Genomic DNA, 19023 nt, shown 5'->3' with positions numbered 1-19023 from the left:
AATCCAGAAATCAATAAATTGAAAAATCTGCCTGACCCAAGGATCAAACAGATTTATCATAAAATTCTAGTTATTAGATTGTTCTTACATCATCTTAATTATGTAGGAGAGGACACCAAAAAATGTGAATATGATATACCCGAAACTCATGCTGACAAACCCGAGACGCCACACGGCGCGCAGCAGCCTTTTACCATTAACCTTGCCTTTCCAGCGGTTCTGCGCACTGCCGATCAGCCCCGCTGCAATGAGCAGCATGAGGAGTATGAGATAGAAACCGAATTTGGACTGGAATATATTATTAAACAAGGCGGAGACCGAAAACAGCATAAAAAATGTGGTGACATCCATGGCCAGCTCCAGCGCTTGCTTTCGATTTTTATTTCTTTGCAAGACAATGAAATAAACCAGTAAAAACGGAATGAACGGAAAAGAACTTAATGTTTGAAACAGCCCCTGCAAGAAACCCATGCTAAGACCCCCTATGTATTCATCCCCTCGATGAGCTGCGTGACCAGCTCGTGTGTTGGAACAGAAATGCCATATTTTTGGCCCAAACGGACAATACTTCCGTTAATCCAGGCAACTTCCGTCGTTCTGCCGTCCATTACATCCTTAAGCATGGAGGACGTGTTACCTGAAGTCGATTGGCAGACGGATATAATCCATTCCCACAGCCCGCTTCCGTAAGGAATTCCCCCCGCTTCATATACGGCGATGCCTTCATGATATAACTGCTTCATGAGCCTGACTCGTTCAGGGGAAGATAACAGCGCTCCGTTAGGAATCCGCCACAATGCAGTCAATGGATTAATGACTGCGTTCATCAGCAGCTTGCGATAAATCATCTCATCCATTTGATTCGACAAAAAAGCTTCAAATCCTGCTCTATTCAGCTGTTTAACCAGTTCAATTTCATGATTTTCTTGAGAGAAAGGATCTAATGGGCTCCCAGCGGGCATCATTTTGCCGATTGTCGTCGTTCCATGACCGGCATGCAAAACAGAGACGCTGCTTGAACGCTTGGCCCCTTCCGTAGTAATGGCAGCGTAGATCGTCCATACCGGCAGCAGGTCTTGAAGCCGCTCCAAATGGCCTGTACCGTTCTGAAAACATATTAGTCTCCGATGTTCTTGACCATATTGAGCCAGCATCTCCGTTGCCATCTCTTCGATCCCTTGCTGCTTCAACATGAGGAAAAGATAATCCGCATCGCCAGCGCCACCCGACTGCGCAAAGGTTGACCATGAACAGACCGAGAACGCATGGGCGTCAACGACCTGGTGCTGCCCCTTCTCCTCGATGGTTATGCCGGAAGCCCGAAGCTTGTCCGCCTGCTCCTCGCTTCGGCACCATAACGTGACACGGCACCCTGAATTCGCAAGTTTACCCGCATATAATAGCCCCAATGAGCCAGCTCCGATAATATGGATATTCATCATAATCCCCCATTATTGTAATCAACCACGAAGTACTAGTCCTAGTATATATCAGAATAATCCTCGATACGCACAAATAACCCGCCAAAGCGCATGGAATGCACTAATGCGGGTTACGGCTAGAGCAAGATAACCTTTACCTATTCGATTCGTTCCAGATTACCGTTTGCGTCCATTTTGAAGCGTGTTTTAAGCTCCTCGTCTTCTTCATTTAAGAAAGCAAGTCTGCGTGCCCGATCCATGATCTGAATCAGTGCCTTATAATCGTCATTGACCACATGATAGTCCGTTTTCACTTCGCTGACTTCCTTCAATAACCTTTGATTCTCACTGCGGAGTCTTGAAAGCTCATCCTCTTTTTCACGCAAATTCTTCTCAAGCAATTTATACTGACGTGAACTTTCCTGAAGCCCGCCCTTCCACTGACGAAGGAAACGGATAACGGCATCGATGGACAGTGTTTCTTCACTTGCACCATCATTCTTATAGACATCGTGCTCCAGTTCCGGAGCAGCCAAGCCGGCAACCTGCGGTCCACTTACCGAAGGCTGTTTTTTATAATAACTTCTCTTTTGACGCTGAGATTTCGCCAAGCTAATAGCATCCTCATATTTCTTGCGAACGCAGCTATTCCAACGAAATCCACAAGCTGCCGATGTCCGGCCGATTCTTTCTCCCACTTCCTCAAAGGCAGCCAATTGGGTGCTGCCCTCACGAATATGACGAAGAGTCACCTCCGCCAATATTAGGTCGTCCTCTGCACTCCATGCATCCTGTCTCACTGCTGACATACCACAAAACCCTCCTAACGACATCCTAAAATAACCGTCTTCAATACCGTAAATCGGCTGCTGAATAGGGTATAAAAACTGCTTAATTCATTTCTATGCCTCTCATAGAGTTCATAGAATCTATTTGATACTAAAATGTATTTCCATTTTGAATACAGATCATACTCTTACGAAGGGAAAAGGGGGAGATTCGTCCAAATTATTCACGAATTCAATGTCTTACTTCTGGTTAATAATAAAAAATAAAGGGTTTTCTTGAGTTAGGCGTTTACACGTTTTTGCCATAACGCTATAATGTTGATAGCAGCATTATGTGCGTACATACGAGAGGAGGATATAATCGTGGCACGGATGTTTCGAGTCCTTGGCTTTTTCACCCTGACTATCGGGTTGATGGCCTTTGCCGGAGATCATATTGAAATGGCACTGCTTTTCTTCCTGCAGACTGCATTTTTCGTGATCCTGGGATATTTGAAATTCACGGAGAGAACCTATATTCTTCTCTTCTGGGCTTATATGATCGTGACCTTCACAGGCTTTAGCTATTGGACGGTCTTCATTATGGGCAAACCACTCTAATAGGTAAATGATGCAAGCGATGCTTGAAATCCACCGGCGCTCAACCTGGACAAACAGAGGCCCGCTGGTGGATTTTCCTTGCAATTAGAGAACGAGAGTACTTAAAAGAGCGATCAGGTGCTTTAGCGGCCGGATCGCTTTTTTAGTGCCTGAAGGTTGATAATTAAGTCGTATACGTCATATATTGGTTAAAATGAAGGGACAGACAGTGGTTGGATTCCTTTCGACTAACAACCATTCAAGGAGGACTCCCGTTTGAATGTACGAGTAAAAAAAACTCTCCTCCCGGTCATGCTGTGTATAACCCTGTTATTCTGCTTCATAGGGACTCCCGCTCTGGTATATTCCGAGCAGGATGTAAGCCCGGTTATGCCTGATTCGGAAGAGGCACGCAAACTTCTGGAGGACAGTCTCTCCATCGTGGAGATCGACCATGAAATCGAACGGATAACCAAACGCATCGCCGAATTGCAGCTACTTCAGAGCGAATTGCAAATCAAAATTCAGGATATGGGCTTGCGTATCGAAGACCGGCGCGATCGGGCTGGAGCTGTTCTTCGGTCTTATTACATGGGTGAACGTGATCATTTATTCTTTATGCTGTTGTCTGCAAAAGACTTAGCCGGTTTATTCCGGATCATGGACTTTTACGATATGATCATTCAAAATGACCGGGATACACTTGCAGTATATAACAATCAGTATCGCTCCCTTGCCTCCGCTCAGGCTGAAGCGGCACGCAATACTGCTCAGCTCGCCGAAGTAAAGGACAGCCTTGTCGAGCAGCGTGAACGAGTGCTGGCGCTTGAACAGCAGGTTGACGGAGCACTGACAGCCAGCGGCAACCCGGATGCCATGAAAAAGTTGATTGAGGAGTTCACCCTTTATTGGGAGAACGTGGGGCTTTACGAAGTAAAGCGCCATTTCCAGGCTCTGGCTAACGCCATGGAAAACTTGCCGCAATTCGTCCAAGGAAGTAAGAATATGCTGAAAACAAACGGCAAGGAGTACACCATCGATATCCATGAAGACGATCTCAACGCATTTTTAAGATCCGAAGATGAAATCTTTAACAGTTTTGCTTTCCACTTTGACGATGGAAAAGTTATAGCTTCGGGTGAGAGCGGAAATCTGTCGCTGCTGATTGAAGGAAAATACACCGTGATCAACGAACCGGAGAATGCCATCATGTTTCAAGTCGACAAACTTGTATTCAATCGACTGGAATTGCCTGACACCACGCGCAAAGCCCTGCAGGACGAATTCGACATGAATTTTTATCCTAAACAGTTGGTGTCTTTCTTAAAAGCAACACAGGTATCCAGCCAAGATCAAAGATTAGTGGTCAAAATGGAGCTGGATTTATAGAAAAAAGCTGCCCTTCACTTGGGCAGCTTTTTTAAGGTTGAGGAGACGAGTACAATTCCATATATTGTTGGATCGTGATTTCGCCAAGCAGCAATCGATTTGCTGCTTGGCTATATGTTTGAAAACCTTCCGCATCACCAAAATTCAAAGCGGCCGGCTCATTTCGAGAGAGCAGCACCTGGGCTGGAACGGCCGCTTTTTGCCAAATGCCCCGATCACTTAGGTTTGTACCCATGACATACAACTCGGAAATAACGGGCAGCGTTCCTGCCGCTCTGCTCCATTCACGCTGCATCGCTTTGCCAGTCATATACGTAATCCATTTCATGGCAAGCGCCGATGATTCCGTGTGTGCGGCAACCGCAAAACTTCGAGTTCGGACAACCGGCGTATCCAGATGCGCCTTCCCCATTGCCAATGCAAGTGACACTCCATCGTCCTCTTGATCTGAAAAGCTCGAATACGGCCCAATGACCACGGCTGCTTCCACCTTACCGGAGATGGTCGACTCTTGGCCATTAACGTCTGCCTCTGTCGATCCTTGCGCTGATTCTGTCACTCTTCCATGATTGCGAATCAGCATATCGAGCACCTCTTGATCCGGCTTGGAGGGATCACCTTCGAGCAAATGAACCGCCGCACCGAACGCATAAGGATCATTCCAGTCAAATGAGAGGACAGGGCTTACCTTATGCCGCTCCAAATATTCCTGCCACGCCTGACGGCTCTCTGGCACTTTAAATGGTTCGCCGCCCTTTCCCTTGGTCTGCCAAGTCATAATATAGGGGTCTATATCAAACGGCATTCCCCATTGATACCCGTTCCACTGCAGCGGCGGCAGAAGACCATTCAAGATATCTTCGCCTGGCATTGTGCCTTGAGAAGCATCAACAGGCAGTAAGCAGCCACTCATTGCAAGCGCTTTAATAAGGTGTGAATCCGTTAATACAATATCAGGTCCTTCACCAAGGGACATCTCGAGCAGAAACGACTCTTTCTGTGTTTCACTCGTTTCCAGAGGCGTGATTTCAATCTCAGCACCGGTCTCTTCCATAAAACGCTCATTAAGAGCTTTAAGTTGTCTCAGTTCATCCGGGTTTAACTGAACACCGACCTTGATCGGGCCCAGATCAGTCTCCGGTACCTCCGGTCTTTGCTGCGGAGGTTTCGGTTCATCCCCCGGGGGCTCTCGTCTAGTATGGTGAGTGAAGTCAAAGCTGGGAGATAAACTGGATAAAGACAACAGTAAAATGGCAAATAAGAACCAATATTTCTTCCGCTTCATATCCCATCTTCACTCCTTCAATAGTCGCACGCCCTTATTTTACCAAACTTCTAGTGCTCTTGTCCTATCTTTTTTGTTAATTATCTAGTCCAGATTTTACTAATTAACGATGGGAAGGAAAAAAGACTGTCCTATGAGTCTTGAACAGTCTTTATCATACAATTTACTTTGCGTTATCATTTCTCGGGAAATATATATTACAACAAGTCGGCAGCCAACTGAGCCAGCTTGGATCGTTCCCCTTTTGTCAACGTAATATGCCCGCTCAGATTTTCTTGCTTGAAGCGTTCAACCACATAGGTCAGCCCATTACTCACAGCATCCAGGTAAGGATGATCAATCTGCTCCGGATCTCCCATCAGGATCACCTTACTCCCTTCTCCCGCCCGGGAAACAATCGTCTTGACCTCATGACGGGATAAGTTCTGGGCCTCATCCACAATGATGAACTGACCTGGTATCGAGCGGCCCCGGATATAAGTCAGAGCCTCCACCTGGATGCTGCCAAGCCCCATCAATATTTTATCGATATCACCCGATTTTTTGGTGTCGAACAAATATTCCAGATTGTCATATATCGGCTGCATCCATGGTCGTAATTTCTCTTCCTTTTCGCCAGGCAAATAACCGATATCCTTCCCCATTGGAACGACCGGACGCGCAATCAGCAGTTTTTTGTATTTATGCTCATCCTCCACCTTGGAAAGGCCTGCTGCCAAAGCCAACAAGGTTTTTCCCGTTCCGGCCTTCCCGGTAATGGTGACTAGCGGAATCTCGTCATTCAGAAGAAGCTCAATTGCCATACGCTGTTGGGCGTTACGGGCGCTGATGCCCCAAACAGGTTCATTGCTTAAATGAAGGGGCTCCAATCTAGTTGCATCCTCATTTACATGAAGGAGGGCAGACTTTCCTGACCCCATCTCATCCTTCAGGATAACAAATTCATGGGGATAAAGTGGATAAGACAATTGAAGAGGTTTAATCGGCAAATAACGATAGCTGTAGAATTCGTCAATCACCGAAGGGTGAACCTTTAAGGTAGAGAATCCAGGATATAATTCACTGGGATCGGCTGTACGGTCCGATAGATAATCCTGTGCCGTTAATCCGAGCACATCGGCCTTAATTCGAACAAGCACATCCTTGCTGACCAGAACGACAGGTCTTCCGCCCTCCTTCGGCTCCTCCTCCAATTTATAATTTAACGCGACAGCCAAAATCCGGTTGTCGTTGGATGCTTCGCTAAATAACTCCTGTACCTTGACGAAGCTGCGATGATTCAGCTCGACCTTCAACGTCCCGCCGTTCTCCAGAAGAACTCCGTCATGAAGATGGCCTTGTTCTCTTATACCATCAAGTAATCGGGAGACCGTTCGGGCGTTGCGGCCGATTTCATCAGCATTTCGTTTCTTCGAGTCAATCTCTTCAAGAACCACCGCAGGAATGATGACTTCATGCTCATCGAATGCATAAATCGACTGAGGATCATGAAGTAATACGTTCGTATCCAGCACAAATATTTTTTTCATCTTATCCCTCCACTGCTTCTTCATCAGGTACACACATAAACCTTTCTGTCCCGGACATAATAAGCGTAGCGACTGAAGTCATTTAGTGAACTCTACTACGAAAGGACAGATCAATCCATGAGAGCTGCTCTATCCATAATGCTAACGGTGTTGTTGCTCGCAGGCTGCGGGACCGCCAATCACAATGCATCACCCTCTCCTCGTGGTAAAACCAATGGTACTACTGCTAACAGTGTTCACAACATGAGCGGGAACAGAGGTTATACCACTAACAATGTAGACGGCCGGACTCCGAATAACACGAATACGGGACGAGTTGGCAACGTAAATGATAACAACGGACGAGTCGACGCTACAACCGCGAATCACCTGAAATCACTTGCCGAGAGGGTGCCCGGCGTTAAAAACGCGAACTGTGTTGTCATGGGAAAAACGGCTGTTGTTGGACTTAATGTAGATGGAAATTTAGATCGTGCGGAAGTCGGAACCATAAAATACACAGTCGCGGAAGCCCTTCAAGCCGATCCGGCAGGTGCCAATGCACTTGTTACGGCCGATTTGGACGTTACAAACCGGATTGCCGATCTTGGTCGGCATATTCAGGAGGGGCATCCTGTTTCAGGACTTGCCAGTGAACTTGCTGACATCGTAGGTCGCATCATTCCTCAGCTGCCTAAAGATGTAACGCCGCGAGACGGGAATGTACAGCAAAACGGTACTCCATCGGTTAAACCGAATAACCGAGGGAATGCACCAGCCAACCCGCACCATAATAAATAGACCTTCTTGAAGGTAAACTCACCAATCAGCATAAGACAAATCCTGTCATAACCCGAGTTTGCCCGTCACCTAACCCCAAATTTCATACAAAAAAGCCCAGTGAAGCTCACTGGGCTTTTTTTTAAGGTCATAACAACGCGACTAACGAGCATTTCTGCTTCGCCAGTGACATGACCCGTATCATATTCGGAGTTCTGTAGCCTGTTTGGTGTGAAATTGACACCCATGTCGAATGAACACGCCTGAGAAGACATGGAATCAGAAGGATGACATCTGAAAGGCTCCCATCCCCAAATGGAATCTGCTCGAACAAATGCATGGGCAGGTTTATCCGTCTGCCGATTACAGATCAATGGGTGTGTCGTATGCATCATAAGGTAGGACATGCCTTCGGCCTCCTGTACAATGATCTCCATCTGATACATTGTATTATAGCATACAATAAAACTTGCCTTCAATTGTCACGGAGTTGTTGCAGAATCCGCTTCTGTCCCCTGCTCGCCGGCGTTATGCTTGCCAGCAAGCTCGTCTTTCAGCGCTTGTCTAGCTGCATCCAGCTCGCTGCTGCTTATATATACATAAGGGCTCTTCCAATTGCCTGTAACCGGCATGAATTTCACATCATCTTTTCCGATATCATAATAAGTCGCAATCAAATTTCGAATCTGCTCCTGCTCGAAATCAGTGGTCATGTTATCGCTGACCGCATCTAGAGCATTGCCCACCTTCGCAACGCCTCCAAGCGTCTTCATCTTATCGAGCAGGGAATGCAATACTTCGCTTTGGCGAGCATTACGTTCAAAATCACTTGACTCCTTCGTTTTCGGCGAACAGCTTTTACTCGATTTACGGTAACGAACATAATCCAGCGCCTTCTTGCCATCCAGTTTCTGAGGACCCACAGTGAGGTTAATGTCGGTCCCGTCGGCAGTATCGCGGTAACACATGTTGTATTGAACGTTAACATCTACGCCACCAAATGTGTCCACCACATCACGGAATCCCTGGAAATCGATAACCGTTACATAGTCGATATTAACGCCAAGATACTTGCTCATCATAACTTTCATTTCTTCTTCAGCTGGTATGCCGCTGCCCGGTTCCTTTTTCTCCGCAGCATTGTAGGCCGCTTTAAACCTTGGGTAATAAGCGTTCAATTTACTCGCTTTGTATCCTTCGAGTTCAATCAGTGTGTCCCGCGGCAGGGAAACCAGCGTCGACGTATTAGTTTCTGGATGCATGGTGGCAACCATGACCACATCCGTCAAGTAAGTTCCCGTCTCCGGGCGATGATCCGTTCCCAAGAGAAGCACCGTAATCGGTTTTTCTTTTGCAGATTGTCCTGGAGCTACAGGTTTATCAATCCCGCTTTTCTCAATGATCTCATTACCCTTCAAGAGCAAGTACCCGGCATAACCTGCTGCAGAGATTACTGCGATTAACAAGACGATAAGAATGAATTTAAAAAATGATTTCCATGCGCTTTTTTTCTTTTTTGGAACTGGCTGTTTCTTGCCCTTCCCCCCATTTTTGGCTCTCGGAGGGAGATTGGTATGAGTAGGTTTCATATCATAACACCTTATTTCATTCAAATTAGATGAATGTCCGATAAACGCTTCAAATTTCGAAGCATTTACCGGACCTTGGTTGACTTCTCTCTCTTATAAACGATGGGGACTGACAAAAAGTTGCCGTATGGTTGTTACCTGAGTTGCTAAATTTCTACAAAGCTTATGACTTCGGCTCGGTTTGAGCCTTCTTCTTCTGACGATCTTCAACAAAATATCGAATACGCACCATCAGCATCAATGCCACAGCTACTAACAAGCACTGGATAATCGGCAGCTTATCAATCTGAAACACAAGCAGTATCGCCGAACCCAAGGCCATCAAGATATACAGGAGAATCTCCTTCAACAGAGGGAGCTTCTGCTTCACCCGGAATACCTTGTTGTAAACGTAGGTGATCAGCACAAAAATCACGATATAAGAGATGAGTGGGTGCGAGGCAAACCATTCTTGCATGATAGGTTCACTCCTTTTGGACAAGTAGATCTCTATCTATTATAGATTTGCTTGCGCCATTTTACGATGCTTTTCTGCACGTTCGCGCTCACTCTTGTTCAAGATCTTCTTACGAAGACGAACGGACTTCGGCGTAATCTCGCAATACTCGTCATCGTTCAAGTATTCAAGCGCTTGTTCCAGTGAGAAAATAATCGGTGTTTTCAATTTAACCGTGTCGTCCTTCGTTGCCGAACGAACGTTGGTCAATTGCTTCTCTTTACAAATATTTACGACGATATCGTTATCGCGGGTATGCTCCCCGACAATCATACCTTCATAAATCTCAGTTCCCGGTTCCAGGAACAGGGTACCCCGGTCTTCCACTGACATCATGCCATAGAACGTTGAAGATCCGTTCTCCGTGGAAACCAGCACGCCTTGGTGACGTCCGCCCACTTGACCGCCAATAAGCGGACCGTAGCTGTCGAATGCGTGGTTCATAATACCATAACCGCGTGTCAAGGTCAGGAAATGGGTACGGTAACCGATAAGTCCACGAGCGGGAATCAGGAATTCCAAACGCACTTGACCATTTCCGTTATTCACCATGTTCACCATTTCAGCCTTGCGTGTTCCGAGACTTTCCATAACAGAACCCATGCTTTCTTCTGGTACATCGATCATAAGACGTTCGATCGGCTCCATTTTGACGCCATCAATTTCCCTAACGATAACTTCTGGTTTGGATACTTGAAGCTCATAACCTTCACGACGCATATTCTCAATCAAAATACTGAGGTGAAGCTCACCGCGTCCCGATACGATATAGGCATCAGGGCTCTCCGTCTCATCCACTCTCAAACTTACGTCCGTTTCCAGTTCTTTGAAGAGGCGGTCACGCAGCTTACGGGATGTTACCCATTTGCCTTCGCGTCCAGCAAAAGGACTGTTGTTAACGAGGAACGTCATTTGCAGGGTTGGTTCATCAATTTTAAGGACAGGCAATGCCTCAGGATTCTGTGGATCCGCAATGGTCTCTCCAATGTTAATGTCTTTGATACCTGCGATCGCCACGATGTCGCCACCACCTGCTTCAGCAACCTCGATCCGCTTCAATCCTTGGAAGCCGAACAGCTTCTCGATACGGGCACTCTTGGTGGAACCATCACGAAGCATAACGGTAACCGGTTGGCCTTGCTTAATGATACCGCGGTTCACACGGCCGACGGCAATACGGCCCAGATATTCATTGTAATCCATCAAGGTAACGAGGAACTGAAGAGGCTCGTCCACTTTCTCAGTAGGGGATGGGATATGGTCAATAATGGTCTCGTAAAGAGCAAGCATGTTATCATCTTGCTTCTCCGGATCCAGACTTGAAGTACCGTTTAGGGCTGATGCATATACAACGGGGAAGTCCAGTTGGTCGTCATTCGCACCAAGCTCAATGAACAGATCAAGCACTTCATCGATCACTTCTGCTGGGCGGGCGGCCGGACGGTCAATCTTGTTCACAACGACGATTGGAGTCAAGTTATGTGCAAGAGCTTTACCTAGCACAAACTTGGTCTGAGGCATACATCCTTCATAAGCGTCAACAACGAGCAGAACGCCGTCAACCATTTTCATAATACGCTCAACTTCACCACCGAAATCGGCGTGTCCAGGTGTATCCACAATGTTAATCAAGAAATCTTTATACGTAATAGCCGTATTCTTGGCTAGGATGGTAATTCCGCGTTCGCGCTCCAAATCATTGGAGTCCATCGCGCGTTCCTGCAGCGTCTCATGCTCCCGGAAAATACCGGACTGCTGCAGCAGTTGGTCTACAAGTGTTGTTTTGCCATGGTCAACGTGAGCAATAATGGCAATGTTGCGAATCTGATCTCTTGATTGCATAAATATATCTCAAATCCCTTCTGTTCGAATGAGCCACAAAGAAAGCGCCGGACGACATGCCGACGCTTCAACATACATCCTATAATATAGGTAAACGAGCGGGAAAATCAAGTCTTTTCAGAAAACTTCCAGCAACTTTTACCTCTTACTAATTACCAACCTCTGCTCCATTTATTATTGCGCCCGGAACGATTGCGGCCAAAGATCATCCAAATGCCCGCTGCGATTAAGATCAGGGCAATAATGTAGAACGCCCCTGTCTCAAGCCAGGTGAAGATGAAAATCAAAACGGAAAGCACCGTCAGTCCAAGCGCAACCGGCAGCGCTGCGCCAGGTCGCGGGCTCTCGTACAGATAATATTCATACAAGCCGACAGCCACACCGAGAATTAACACAGGCCATAATGAAGCCATCAGTCCCCATCCCCCGATATTACATATGAAGAACAGAAGGCCATATACTGTCAGAATACCGCCTGGAATAAGAATTGCGGCAGAGGCACGGCGACCAAAAAACATGATGTGCAAAAAAATACCCGGCAGCAGCAGGACGAGCGGCCATAACGTTCTTCCCAGAAATCCAAACACACCAAGCTTACCGAGCAAAATAACGACTCCAGCAACAACGATGAATATACCCAATGCCAAATCTTTTCTGGAGGACATTTGATCACCCTCTCTTCAATATATGTATCACCAAAAATAGCGGTTTCTAAAAGAAGCAGTTACGTTAATTTTAGCCCAAACCGACAAAAAAAACCATATCCCGAGCTTGTTCCACTTGAAATAACCTAGGCCCGCCTCATATACCTGCATGAAGCTAACAAAAAATGGACGACTGCACAAGACAGTCGTCCATTTTTGGATTGAACACTCCCGTTTACGCGAATAGGCTGTTGAAGTAAAATCCCGTTACATACCTGGCCGTCTTACTGTCTGTAATCCGCCAATGAGTACGACAGCACCTGCAACAACAATTGGCAGCAGATTGTGGGCATAAGGCATCCAGTAAGCCAGAATCAGCCCTACGCGAGAATCCTGTATGAGCATTTCGCCTGCTGTAAAAGCTAGAATGCCGGCACCTATGTAAAGCAGCACAGGAAACTTGTGAAGCAGGTTTGAGATCATCCCGCTTCCCCATACAACGATGGGAATGCTTAATAATATTCCGATGACAATCAAGGAAAGATCGCCTTTTGCAAGCCCCGCAATGGCCAAGACATTATCCAGGCTCATCACGAAATCGGCAACCAAAATTGTATTGACAGCGGCCCATATCGTTGAAGCTCTGGCCAAGCTTGCATGGTCATGTTCCTTTTGCATCATGAGTTTGACTGCGATCCAGATCAACAGCAATGCGCCGCCAGCCTGCAAAAATGGGATTTTCAGCAGCAACACCGCCAAAAAAGTCAGAATACACCGTAAGAGAACAGCCCCTGCAGTCCCGATCCAGACCGCCCGTCTGCGATGTATTTCGGGAAGGTCTTTGCTGGCCATCGCGATAACCAGGGCATTGTCGCCACTGAGTACAAGGTTGATCATCAATATCTGTCCCAATAAAAAAATCGTCTCCACTAGAACAACACCCCCACTCTACACATATGTGGTAATGGTCCAGGCTATGCTTGCACAACGGGAAAAATAGGCCTATAATTAATCCACTTTGTTTAATGGTGGAACCGTATTCTAAGAGGAGTGACATTCATGGAAACTACAGCCGCTGAATTTTTTCTTGCATTAATCAACATTGTCTTTTTGGATCTTATCTTGGCCGGGGACAATGCCATTGTGATCGGTCTTGCAGCACGTAATCTTCCGAAGGAAACCCAGAAAAAAGCAATTATCTACGGCACTGCCGGAGCTGTTATTCTTCGTATCATTGCCACCATCCTCGTTGTCTGGCTGCTTAACATCCCTTGGTTGCTGCTTGTGGGAGGTGTACTCCTGATTGGCATTGCCTACAAGCTGATGACCGACGACAATAATGACCACGACAATATAAAAGCCGGCAAAAGCCTTGGTGCTGCCATTCGTACCATCATTGTAGCCGACGCTGCTATGGGTCTTGACAATGTCATTGCCGTTGCAGGCGCAGCCAAACACAATGTGATCCTTGTAACGCTAGGCCTGCTCATCAGTGTACCCATCGTGGTATGGGGCAGCACATTGTTTATCAAACTGATCAACCGTTTCCCATGGATTATCTATGTAGGCTCTGCGGTGCTTGCATACACGGCGTCCTCCATGATTACCGAAGAGAAGCATTTTCTGGGATATTTCGAAGCGCATCAGCTTATAAAATATCTCTTCATAGCTGCCATCATTATCGGTGTCCTGACTGCAGGACATCTGAGAAAGAGATCTGCCGGGCGCCGCAAGTCATCTACCCAGTCATAATTGAAACTCCATACGCGCGATAAAAACAACACCCCAAAGCTTCCAAGAAGCTTTGGGGTGTTGTTTATGTTGACCTTCGCTTGAACCTCGATTAGAACCAGTCTTCGTTTACCACGGGCTCCGCATGCTTCTCGCCTAGCTCGCCGATTTTGCTATCCGGGGTTATGATCACAGTCTCCGTTCCTTCAATCGCTGCTTGGATCCGTGCAGGTAGCTCGGTAATGGAAGCCTCCACCTTCTCGATGATCTTCAAGTTCGGATTGGTGGTGGGTGATTTAGGCACAAACAACGTACAGCAATCCTCATACGGCAAAATCGATGTCTTGAATGTGCCGATGTCCATCGCGATATTGATGATATCGTTCTTATCCATCATAACGAGCGGCCGCAGCAGCGGCAGCTCGGTGGCTCTGCCGATCACATTCATACTCGGCAGCGTCTGACTGGCAACTTGTCCGAGACTGTCTCCCGTCACGATAGCCAATGCCCCTTCCCGCTCCGCAAGCGAGGAAGCAATCCGTAACATCGCTCTGCGCATAAACGTAATGATCAGATTATCCTGGCCGATACCGACAAATGAAGTCTGTACATCGGTAAACGGAACCAGGTGCAGCTTGATTTTGCCGGTGAAGCCCGATAACAGCCTGGTTAGCTCCATTACCTTTTCCTTCGCCAGTTGGCTCGTGTAAGGGAAGCTGTAGAAGTGTACACATTCAATTTCAAGGCCTCTGCGCATGGCCGACCAGCCCGCTACAGGGCTATCAATCCCCCCCGAGAGGAGCAGCATGGCCTTCCCATTCGTACCAATCGGGTACCCGCCGGCGCCAGGGATTACTTCATAATACAAATACGTCTCGTTCTCCCGAATTTCCACGCGAAGCTCCATATCGGGCTGCTTTACCTTTACTTTAAGCTGGGGATATGTTCGCAGCAAAGGCGATCCGACGAAATGGTTCATCTCTTGCGAGGAGTGGGGGAATTGTTTCCACACCCTTCTCGCATTGACTTTGAAGGTTGACGGGTCAGCCAGTTCCTTCTGTCCCACAAAATCAATCGCTGTTTCGATAATGCGGTCAAGCTCGGAAGGACATACGCGAACCGGACTGATGGAAACAAGACCAAACACTTTTTTTAGAACTTGGATCAGAGCCTCGGGTGACTCCCCGTTAAGCTCGACGTACAAGCGGCCGTATTCCTTTACGATTTTTGCTCCCGGAAACGGTTTGAGCACGCTTCGAATATGATTCAATACCGATCTCTCGAATCGGTTGCGGTTTTTGCCTTTTAGGGTAAATTCGCCAAAGCGAAGCAGCAGTTTATCGTAAGTCATCTTCGGTTACCCTCTCTTTCTATAATGGGACGCAGGTTCCCGCAAACTTTTGCCAAGACTTCGACTAGTCGCGCTGCATCGCCCAACTGATGCTCTTTGCCAAGACTGATACGAATTCCGGAGGAAGCAACGTCCATGTCCTTCCCCATCGCTAACAGGACCCGGCTGGGTTCGCTTAATTTAGAGGAGCAAGCGGATTTGGTTGATACGAGCATGCCCATCTCTTCCAGAGCATGGACCATCACCTCGGGTTTTAATCCCGGATACGAAAAATGAAGGATATGTGGCGCACTCTGCTCACTGCTGTTTAACACCAATCCCGGAATTTTGTCGATGCCCTGGAGCAGAAGCTCCCTTAATTCCGTCATCCTTGCATAACACTCGGGCTGGCGTTCTCTGGATAACCGCATGGCCTTCGACATCGCTGCGGCTCCAGCAACATTCTCCGTTCCTGCCCGGTGCCCATTCTCTTGTGATCCGCCCGATACCAACGGGAACAACTGCACGCCTTGCTTAATGTACAGCACGCCCATTCCTCTCGGGCCATTGAATTTATGTGCAGACAGGCTGTATAAATCGGCCTGCCACTGGGAAAGAGTAACCGGCAGCTTGCCAAATCCCTGTACGCCATCGATATGCAGCAGCGTTCGTGAATTTCGTTCCTTGACGATACGCCCCACTTCAGCCAGCGGCTGGACGGCCCCCGTCTCATTATTGACATGCATGATGCTGACGAGCACCGTATCTTTGCGCACAGCTTCCGTCAAAGCAGCCAGATCCACCACGCCGGCGGCATCCACCGGGAGATAGGTCACTTCCCATCCCAGCGTTTCCAGCTGTTTGCAGCATTCAAATACGGAAGGATGCTCTGTTCCGGTCGTGATGATATGCCGACCCCGGCTGCTGTACTGCATCGCAGCCCCTTTAATCGCCATGTTATTGCCTTCGGTTGCCCCGGATGTGAATACGATCTCCGTAGGCTGAACGTCCAGCGCGGCTGCACACACCTCTCTTGCCTTCTTCAGCAGTTTAGCGGCAGCCTCGCCTGAACGATGAAGCGCTGACGGATTAGCATAATGCATTTTCATGATTTCAGCCATTGTGTCCACTACTTCATCATAAGGAGGGGTCGTTGCAGCGTGATCCCAATATATCAAGGTAAATTCCCCTTTCCATCATACGCATTGCACGTTGTAGAACTTATTATTCCAGACCTTTATATTTACACAAAAAGACCAAACGGTAAAGCCGCACTCCATCTTAGATCGGACAAAGTGGCGCTAATCGTTTGATCCTCTATCAGGTTACTATTTATCCCCAAGCGGGTTTATAAAGTGTATTTTGATTGAGCGTTCATGACTTTACTAATGTATGCCTGTGTTTCCTCAGGTAATTCATGAGCAACAGACATCAGCTCTTCATCACTGGATACACCCATATTGGCGATACGGGTTGGACCTGCATTATACGCTGCAAGTACCATAGCCTTTTCTCCGCCAAACCGCTGAATCAGATTGGAGAGATATTTAGTACCACCTTCGATGTTCTGAGCCGGATCAAATGGGTTTCTTACCCCAAGTCCCCTTGCTGTGCCGTCCATCAGCTGCATCAGGCCCTTGGCCCCCGCAGAGGACACCGCATTCGGATTAAAGGAGGATTCCGCATCGATGACCGCTTTAATCAGCGATACCGGCACTCCATACCGTTCCCCTGCCGCTGTAATTAAATCCTCAAAGGTTGTTGGCTTTGTTGCCCCCGTGTCATGCACGACCCCCTCCATTGGTATAGACGAGGCGGATTCATCTACAGCTCCTAGCTGCTGCCACAACAGTCCATCCTTAAAGGTTACTCCCGGCGCAAGCTGTGTCATCGAACGTTCAACCGGCTTGGAGGTGGAATCTTCGGCAAGCAAGCTGCTTAGCACATTGACAAATCCGGTTGCCGACTCGGTGGAATTCGTATTCATCTGTGGTATATCCGTCATTTGCTTCCATGATATCGGATCTATTTGCATCGTTTAACTCACTTTCTGCAGCAAAATTTCAAACTTGTCCTTTATTTTATCATGGAACTGGAACAATCTGCTAGACCTATTCGGCAAAAAAATAAGCGAATCAACCACTCACTGGTTGACCCGCCCATATTCACATCATTACAAAATGAATTACCTACTGAAAGGAATCAAGATAAAATAACTGAGCGTTGCCAATATGCCGAGTCCGATCGACCACGCGCCTGTCGTTCTGCTGCCTTTGCTGTACGCGTAATATCCAACAACCGCTGCGATGGGCCCCAGGATAACCGACCACATGAACAAGGAGGCGATGCCCAATACCAAGCCCACATATCCGACAGTACGTCCGGTAGAAACGTCTGCTTTATCCTCGTCTGCTCTTCGTGTTGAGGCATCCATAGGGGGAGCAACCTCAGTTGCATATTCTTCACGATGATCTTTGCGCGGGAAGTCTACCCTGTTTCGCTTGCCTTCAACAACCTTCATTTTGTGATTGCGATGTTTTTTATCCATAAACGTGCTTCCTCCATTTCCATCATCCTAAAGTGCCCAGCACCCGGACTTTATCCGGCTTTTTTCCTGTCAGCCCTTCGGCTTAAAGGTCAAACAGCAGGTCTCGGAAGACTTGTCAGCAACATCCTGATGGTCGTCTACGTAAGGCTCTGCTCCATACTCTTCATTGAGTTTCACATTCGCATGACGGTCAATTTCAATCATAATCATCTCGGCATGACATAAGTTTTGTTCTCCCCAGTAATGGCAATTGCTGACACTGCACTTCACTAATGGTTTGGCTTCGTTGGCCATTTTAGCATCACCTCGTCAACATTTTTTCCTTAGTTTACTGCCAGTATGCACAAGAACGATTGTCAGTTGGTGCCTAAGCAGCAAAACGCAAAAAGAGATGCCAATGGTTGGCATCTCATGAGTATTCCTTAATATGTTAAGCGTGACTTTTCTCTGATTGCATACGGCGCTCCGTCAAATAATCGCTTTCGTAATAAGCAAGATCATCACGTAGCTCTTCATAAATCTTGGTAATGTTCATAATGACATCACGGGCAGGACGAACCGGCTTCTTCCGGAAACGAATCGCATCCTGTCCGGTATAGGCGTAACGACCATCTTCGGAATAGCTTTCATTTTTGGGATAGAAGAAACTGTTGACACAACGGTGATACAAATTATACAAAGCCTTCTCGGCAAAATCGATATCAAAATTAGGGCGACGCTGTACAACACCTAGCTTCTCATAGGAAACTTCAGAAAACACAAGCAAATGGCGAACATCCGACAGAAATCCTTTGTAAAAATGAACGGTTTCCTCGTCCTGTTCCGTTACCAATTGGGATAAAGCATGTTCGTTCAAAAACGTTTCCATAATCGAAATAGCAGATTTCAACTTTTCTCTGGACTCTGAGCATAATTTCTGAAGATTGTCTGCTGGCATTACGATAGATCCCCCTTAAATGGTCGTGACCCTACAGGTCATATAACCTGGCGGTCGTTATAATATGTACTATCCTAACACAAATTTTGGGATAACGAAATCCCTATCATGAATACACTTACACGGTTATTTTTAGTACATTTCATTTTGCGAACT

The 19023-nt window shown here is 47.1% G+C and carries 20 protein-coding genes; 4 read left to right on the top strand and 16 right to left on the bottom strand.

All coding sequences use genetic code 11. The features are described 5' to 3' along the window. Positions 1-84 precede the first annotated feature (84 nt). The 3 genes from MHH48_RS09745 to MHH48_RS09735 all read right to left on the bottom strand — a co-directional run bounded on the left by MHH48_RS09745 (position 85) and on the right by MHH48_RS09735 (position 2230). Positions 85-471 (bottom strand): DUF3397 domain-containing protein, encoded by a 387-nt coding sequence (locus MHH48_RS09745; protein ID WP_076320621.1) that lies wholly within the window; start codon positions 469-471, stop codon positions 85-87. A gap of 11 nt (positions 472-482) precedes the next feature. Then, on the bottom strand, positions 483-1442 hold the full coding sequence (locus tag MHH48_RS09740; protein ID WP_340390670.1) for a 2-dehydropantoate 2-reductase: 960 nt from the start codon (positions 1440-1442) through the stop codon (positions 483-485). 137 nt (positions 1443-1579) lie between these two features. Continuing rightward, a complete protein-coding gene (locus tag MHH48_RS09735) occupies positions 1580-2230 on the bottom strand; it encodes an RsfA family transcriptional regulator (protein ID WP_076320619.1) in 651 nt (216 codons plus the stop codon). A gap of 342 nt (positions 2231-2572) precedes the next feature. Here MHH48_RS09735 and MHH48_RS09730 point away from each other — a divergent pair, with 342 nt between their 5' ends. Together MHH48_RS09730 and MHH48_RS09725 are read left to right on the top strand one after the other, a co-directional pair. Then, positions 2573-2809, top strand: coding sequence for a DUF2626 domain-containing protein (locus MHH48_RS09730; protein ID WP_006209059.1), 237 nt, complete (start codon positions 2573-2575; stop codon positions 2807-2809). A gap of 255 nt (positions 2810-3064) precedes the next feature. Then, positions 3065-4177, top strand: coding sequence for a hypothetical protein (locus tag MHH48_RS09725; protein ID WP_076320618.1), 1113 nt, complete (start codon positions 3065-3067; stop codon positions 4175-4177). 31 nt (positions 4178-4208) lie between these two features. Here the strand turns inward: MHH48_RS09725 and MHH48_RS09720 are convergent, their stop codons facing one another. Both MHH48_RS09720 and MHH48_RS09715 read right to left on the bottom strand, forming a co-directional pair. Continuing rightward, a complete protein-coding gene (locus tag MHH48_RS09720; protein WP_076320617.1) occupies positions 4209-5462 on the bottom strand; it encodes an extracellular solute-binding protein in 1254 nt (417 codons plus the stop codon). 197 nt (positions 5463-5659) lie between these two features. Beyond that, on the bottom strand, positions 5660-6991 hold the full coding sequence (locus MHH48_RS09715; protein WP_076320616.1) for a PhoH family protein: 1332 nt from the start codon (positions 6989-6991) through the stop codon (positions 5660-5662). Between the two features lie 117 nt (positions 6992-7108). Here MHH48_RS09715 and MHH48_RS09710 point away from each other — a divergent pair, with 117 nt between their 5' ends. Continuing rightward, positions 7109-7771 (top strand): YhcN/YlaJ family sporulation lipoprotein, encoded by a 663-nt coding sequence (locus MHH48_RS09710; protein WP_076320615.1) that lies wholly within the window; start codon positions 7109-7111, stop codon positions 7769-7771. A 461-nt stretch (positions 7772-8232) separates the two neighbouring features. Here MHH48_RS09710 and MHH48_RS09705 read toward each other — a convergent pair whose 3' ends face one another. The 5 genes from MHH48_RS09705 to MHH48_RS09685 all read right to left on the bottom strand — a co-directional run bounded on the left by MHH48_RS09705 (position 8233) and on the right by MHH48_RS09685 (position 13251). Further along, positions 8233-9339 carry an LCP family protein gene (locus tag MHH48_RS09705; protein ID WP_076320613.1) on the bottom strand — a complete coding sequence of 369 codons (1107 nt, stop codon included), beginning with the start codon at positions 9337-9339 and terminating at the stop codon, positions 8233-8235. 163 nt (positions 9340-9502) lie between these two features. Beyond that, complete coding sequence (locus MHH48_RS09700; protein WP_076320612.1) at positions 9503-9796, bottom strand: YlaH-like family protein; 294 nt, start codon at positions 9794-9796, stop codon at positions 9503-9505. A 39-nt stretch (positions 9797-9835) separates the two neighbouring features. Next, the gene (gene typA / locus MHH48_RS09695; protein WP_076320611.1) at positions 9836-11677 is read right to left on the bottom strand and encodes a translational GTPase TypA; all 1842 of its coding nucleotides are present in this window, start codon (positions 11675-11677) and stop codon (positions 9836-9838) included. A 152-nt stretch (positions 11678-11829) separates the two neighbouring features. Continuing rightward, positions 11830-12342 (bottom strand): hypothetical protein, encoded by a 513-nt coding sequence (locus tag MHH48_RS09690; RefSeq protein WP_076320610.1) that lies wholly within the window; start codon positions 12340-12342, stop codon positions 11830-11832. Positions 12343-12588: 246 nt separating this feature from the next. After that, complete coding sequence (locus MHH48_RS09685) at positions 12589-13251, bottom strand: TerC family protein (protein WP_076320609.1); 663 nt, start codon at positions 13249-13251, stop codon at positions 12589-12591. Between the two features lie 129 nt (positions 13252-13380). Between MHH48_RS09685 and MHH48_RS09680 the strand changes: the two genes are divergently transcribed. Continuing rightward, positions 13381-14073 carry a TerC family protein gene (locus MHH48_RS09680; protein ID WP_076320608.1) on the top strand — a complete coding sequence of 231 codons (693 nt, stop codon included), beginning with the start codon at positions 13381-13383 and terminating at the stop codon, positions 14071-14073. A 91-nt stretch (positions 14074-14164) separates the two neighbouring features. On the opposite strand, the gene thiI is transcribed toward MHH48_RS09680, so the two are convergent. From thiI to MHH48_RS09650, 6 genes are all read right to left on the bottom strand, one after another. After that, complete coding sequence (gene thiI, locus MHH48_RS09675; RefSeq protein WP_076320607.1) at positions 14165-15403, bottom strand: tRNA uracil 4-sulfurtransferase ThiI; 1239 nt, start codon at positions 15401-15403, stop codon at positions 14165-14167. Beyond that, complete coding sequence (locus MHH48_RS09670) at positions 15400-16560, bottom strand: cysteine desulfurase family protein (protein WP_076320606.1); 1161 nt, start codon at positions 16558-16560, stop codon at positions 15400-15402. Before MHH48_RS09670 ends, thiI begins: the two co-directional genes overlap by 4 nt. Before the next feature lie 170 nt (positions 16561-16730). Continuing rightward, on the bottom strand, positions 16731-17417 hold the full coding sequence (locus MHH48_RS09665) for a lytic transglycosylase domain-containing protein (protein WP_076320605.1): 687 nt from the start codon (positions 17415-17417) through the stop codon (positions 16731-16733). 150 nt (positions 17418-17567) lie between these two features. Beyond that, complete coding sequence (locus MHH48_RS09660; RefSeq protein ID WP_076320604.1) at positions 17568-17930, bottom strand: hypothetical protein; 363 nt, start codon at positions 17928-17930, stop codon at positions 17568-17570. Between the two features lie 69 nt (positions 17931-17999). Further along, on the bottom strand, positions 18000-18224 hold the full coding sequence (locus tag MHH48_RS09655; RefSeq protein WP_006209042.1) for a DUF1540 domain-containing protein: 225 nt from the start codon (positions 18222-18224) through the stop codon (positions 18000-18002). A 136-nt stretch (positions 18225-18360) separates the two neighbouring features. After that, the gene (locus tag MHH48_RS09650; protein ID WP_006209041.1) at positions 18361-18867 is read right to left on the bottom strand and encodes a YpuI family protein; all 507 of its coding nucleotides are present in this window, start codon (positions 18865-18867) and stop codon (positions 18361-18363) included. Between the last annotated feature and the right edge of the window lie 156 nt (positions 18868-19023).

This window comes from Paenibacillus sp. FSL F4-0100 (genome assembly GCF_037993005.1).
Taxonomy (GTDB): domain Bacteria; phylum Bacillota; class Bacilli; order Paenibacillales; family Paenibacillaceae; genus Paenibacillus_AQ.
The sequence above is the reverse complement of the archived record's forward strand: the minus strand, read 5'-3'. Positions and strand labels throughout refer to the sequence as shown.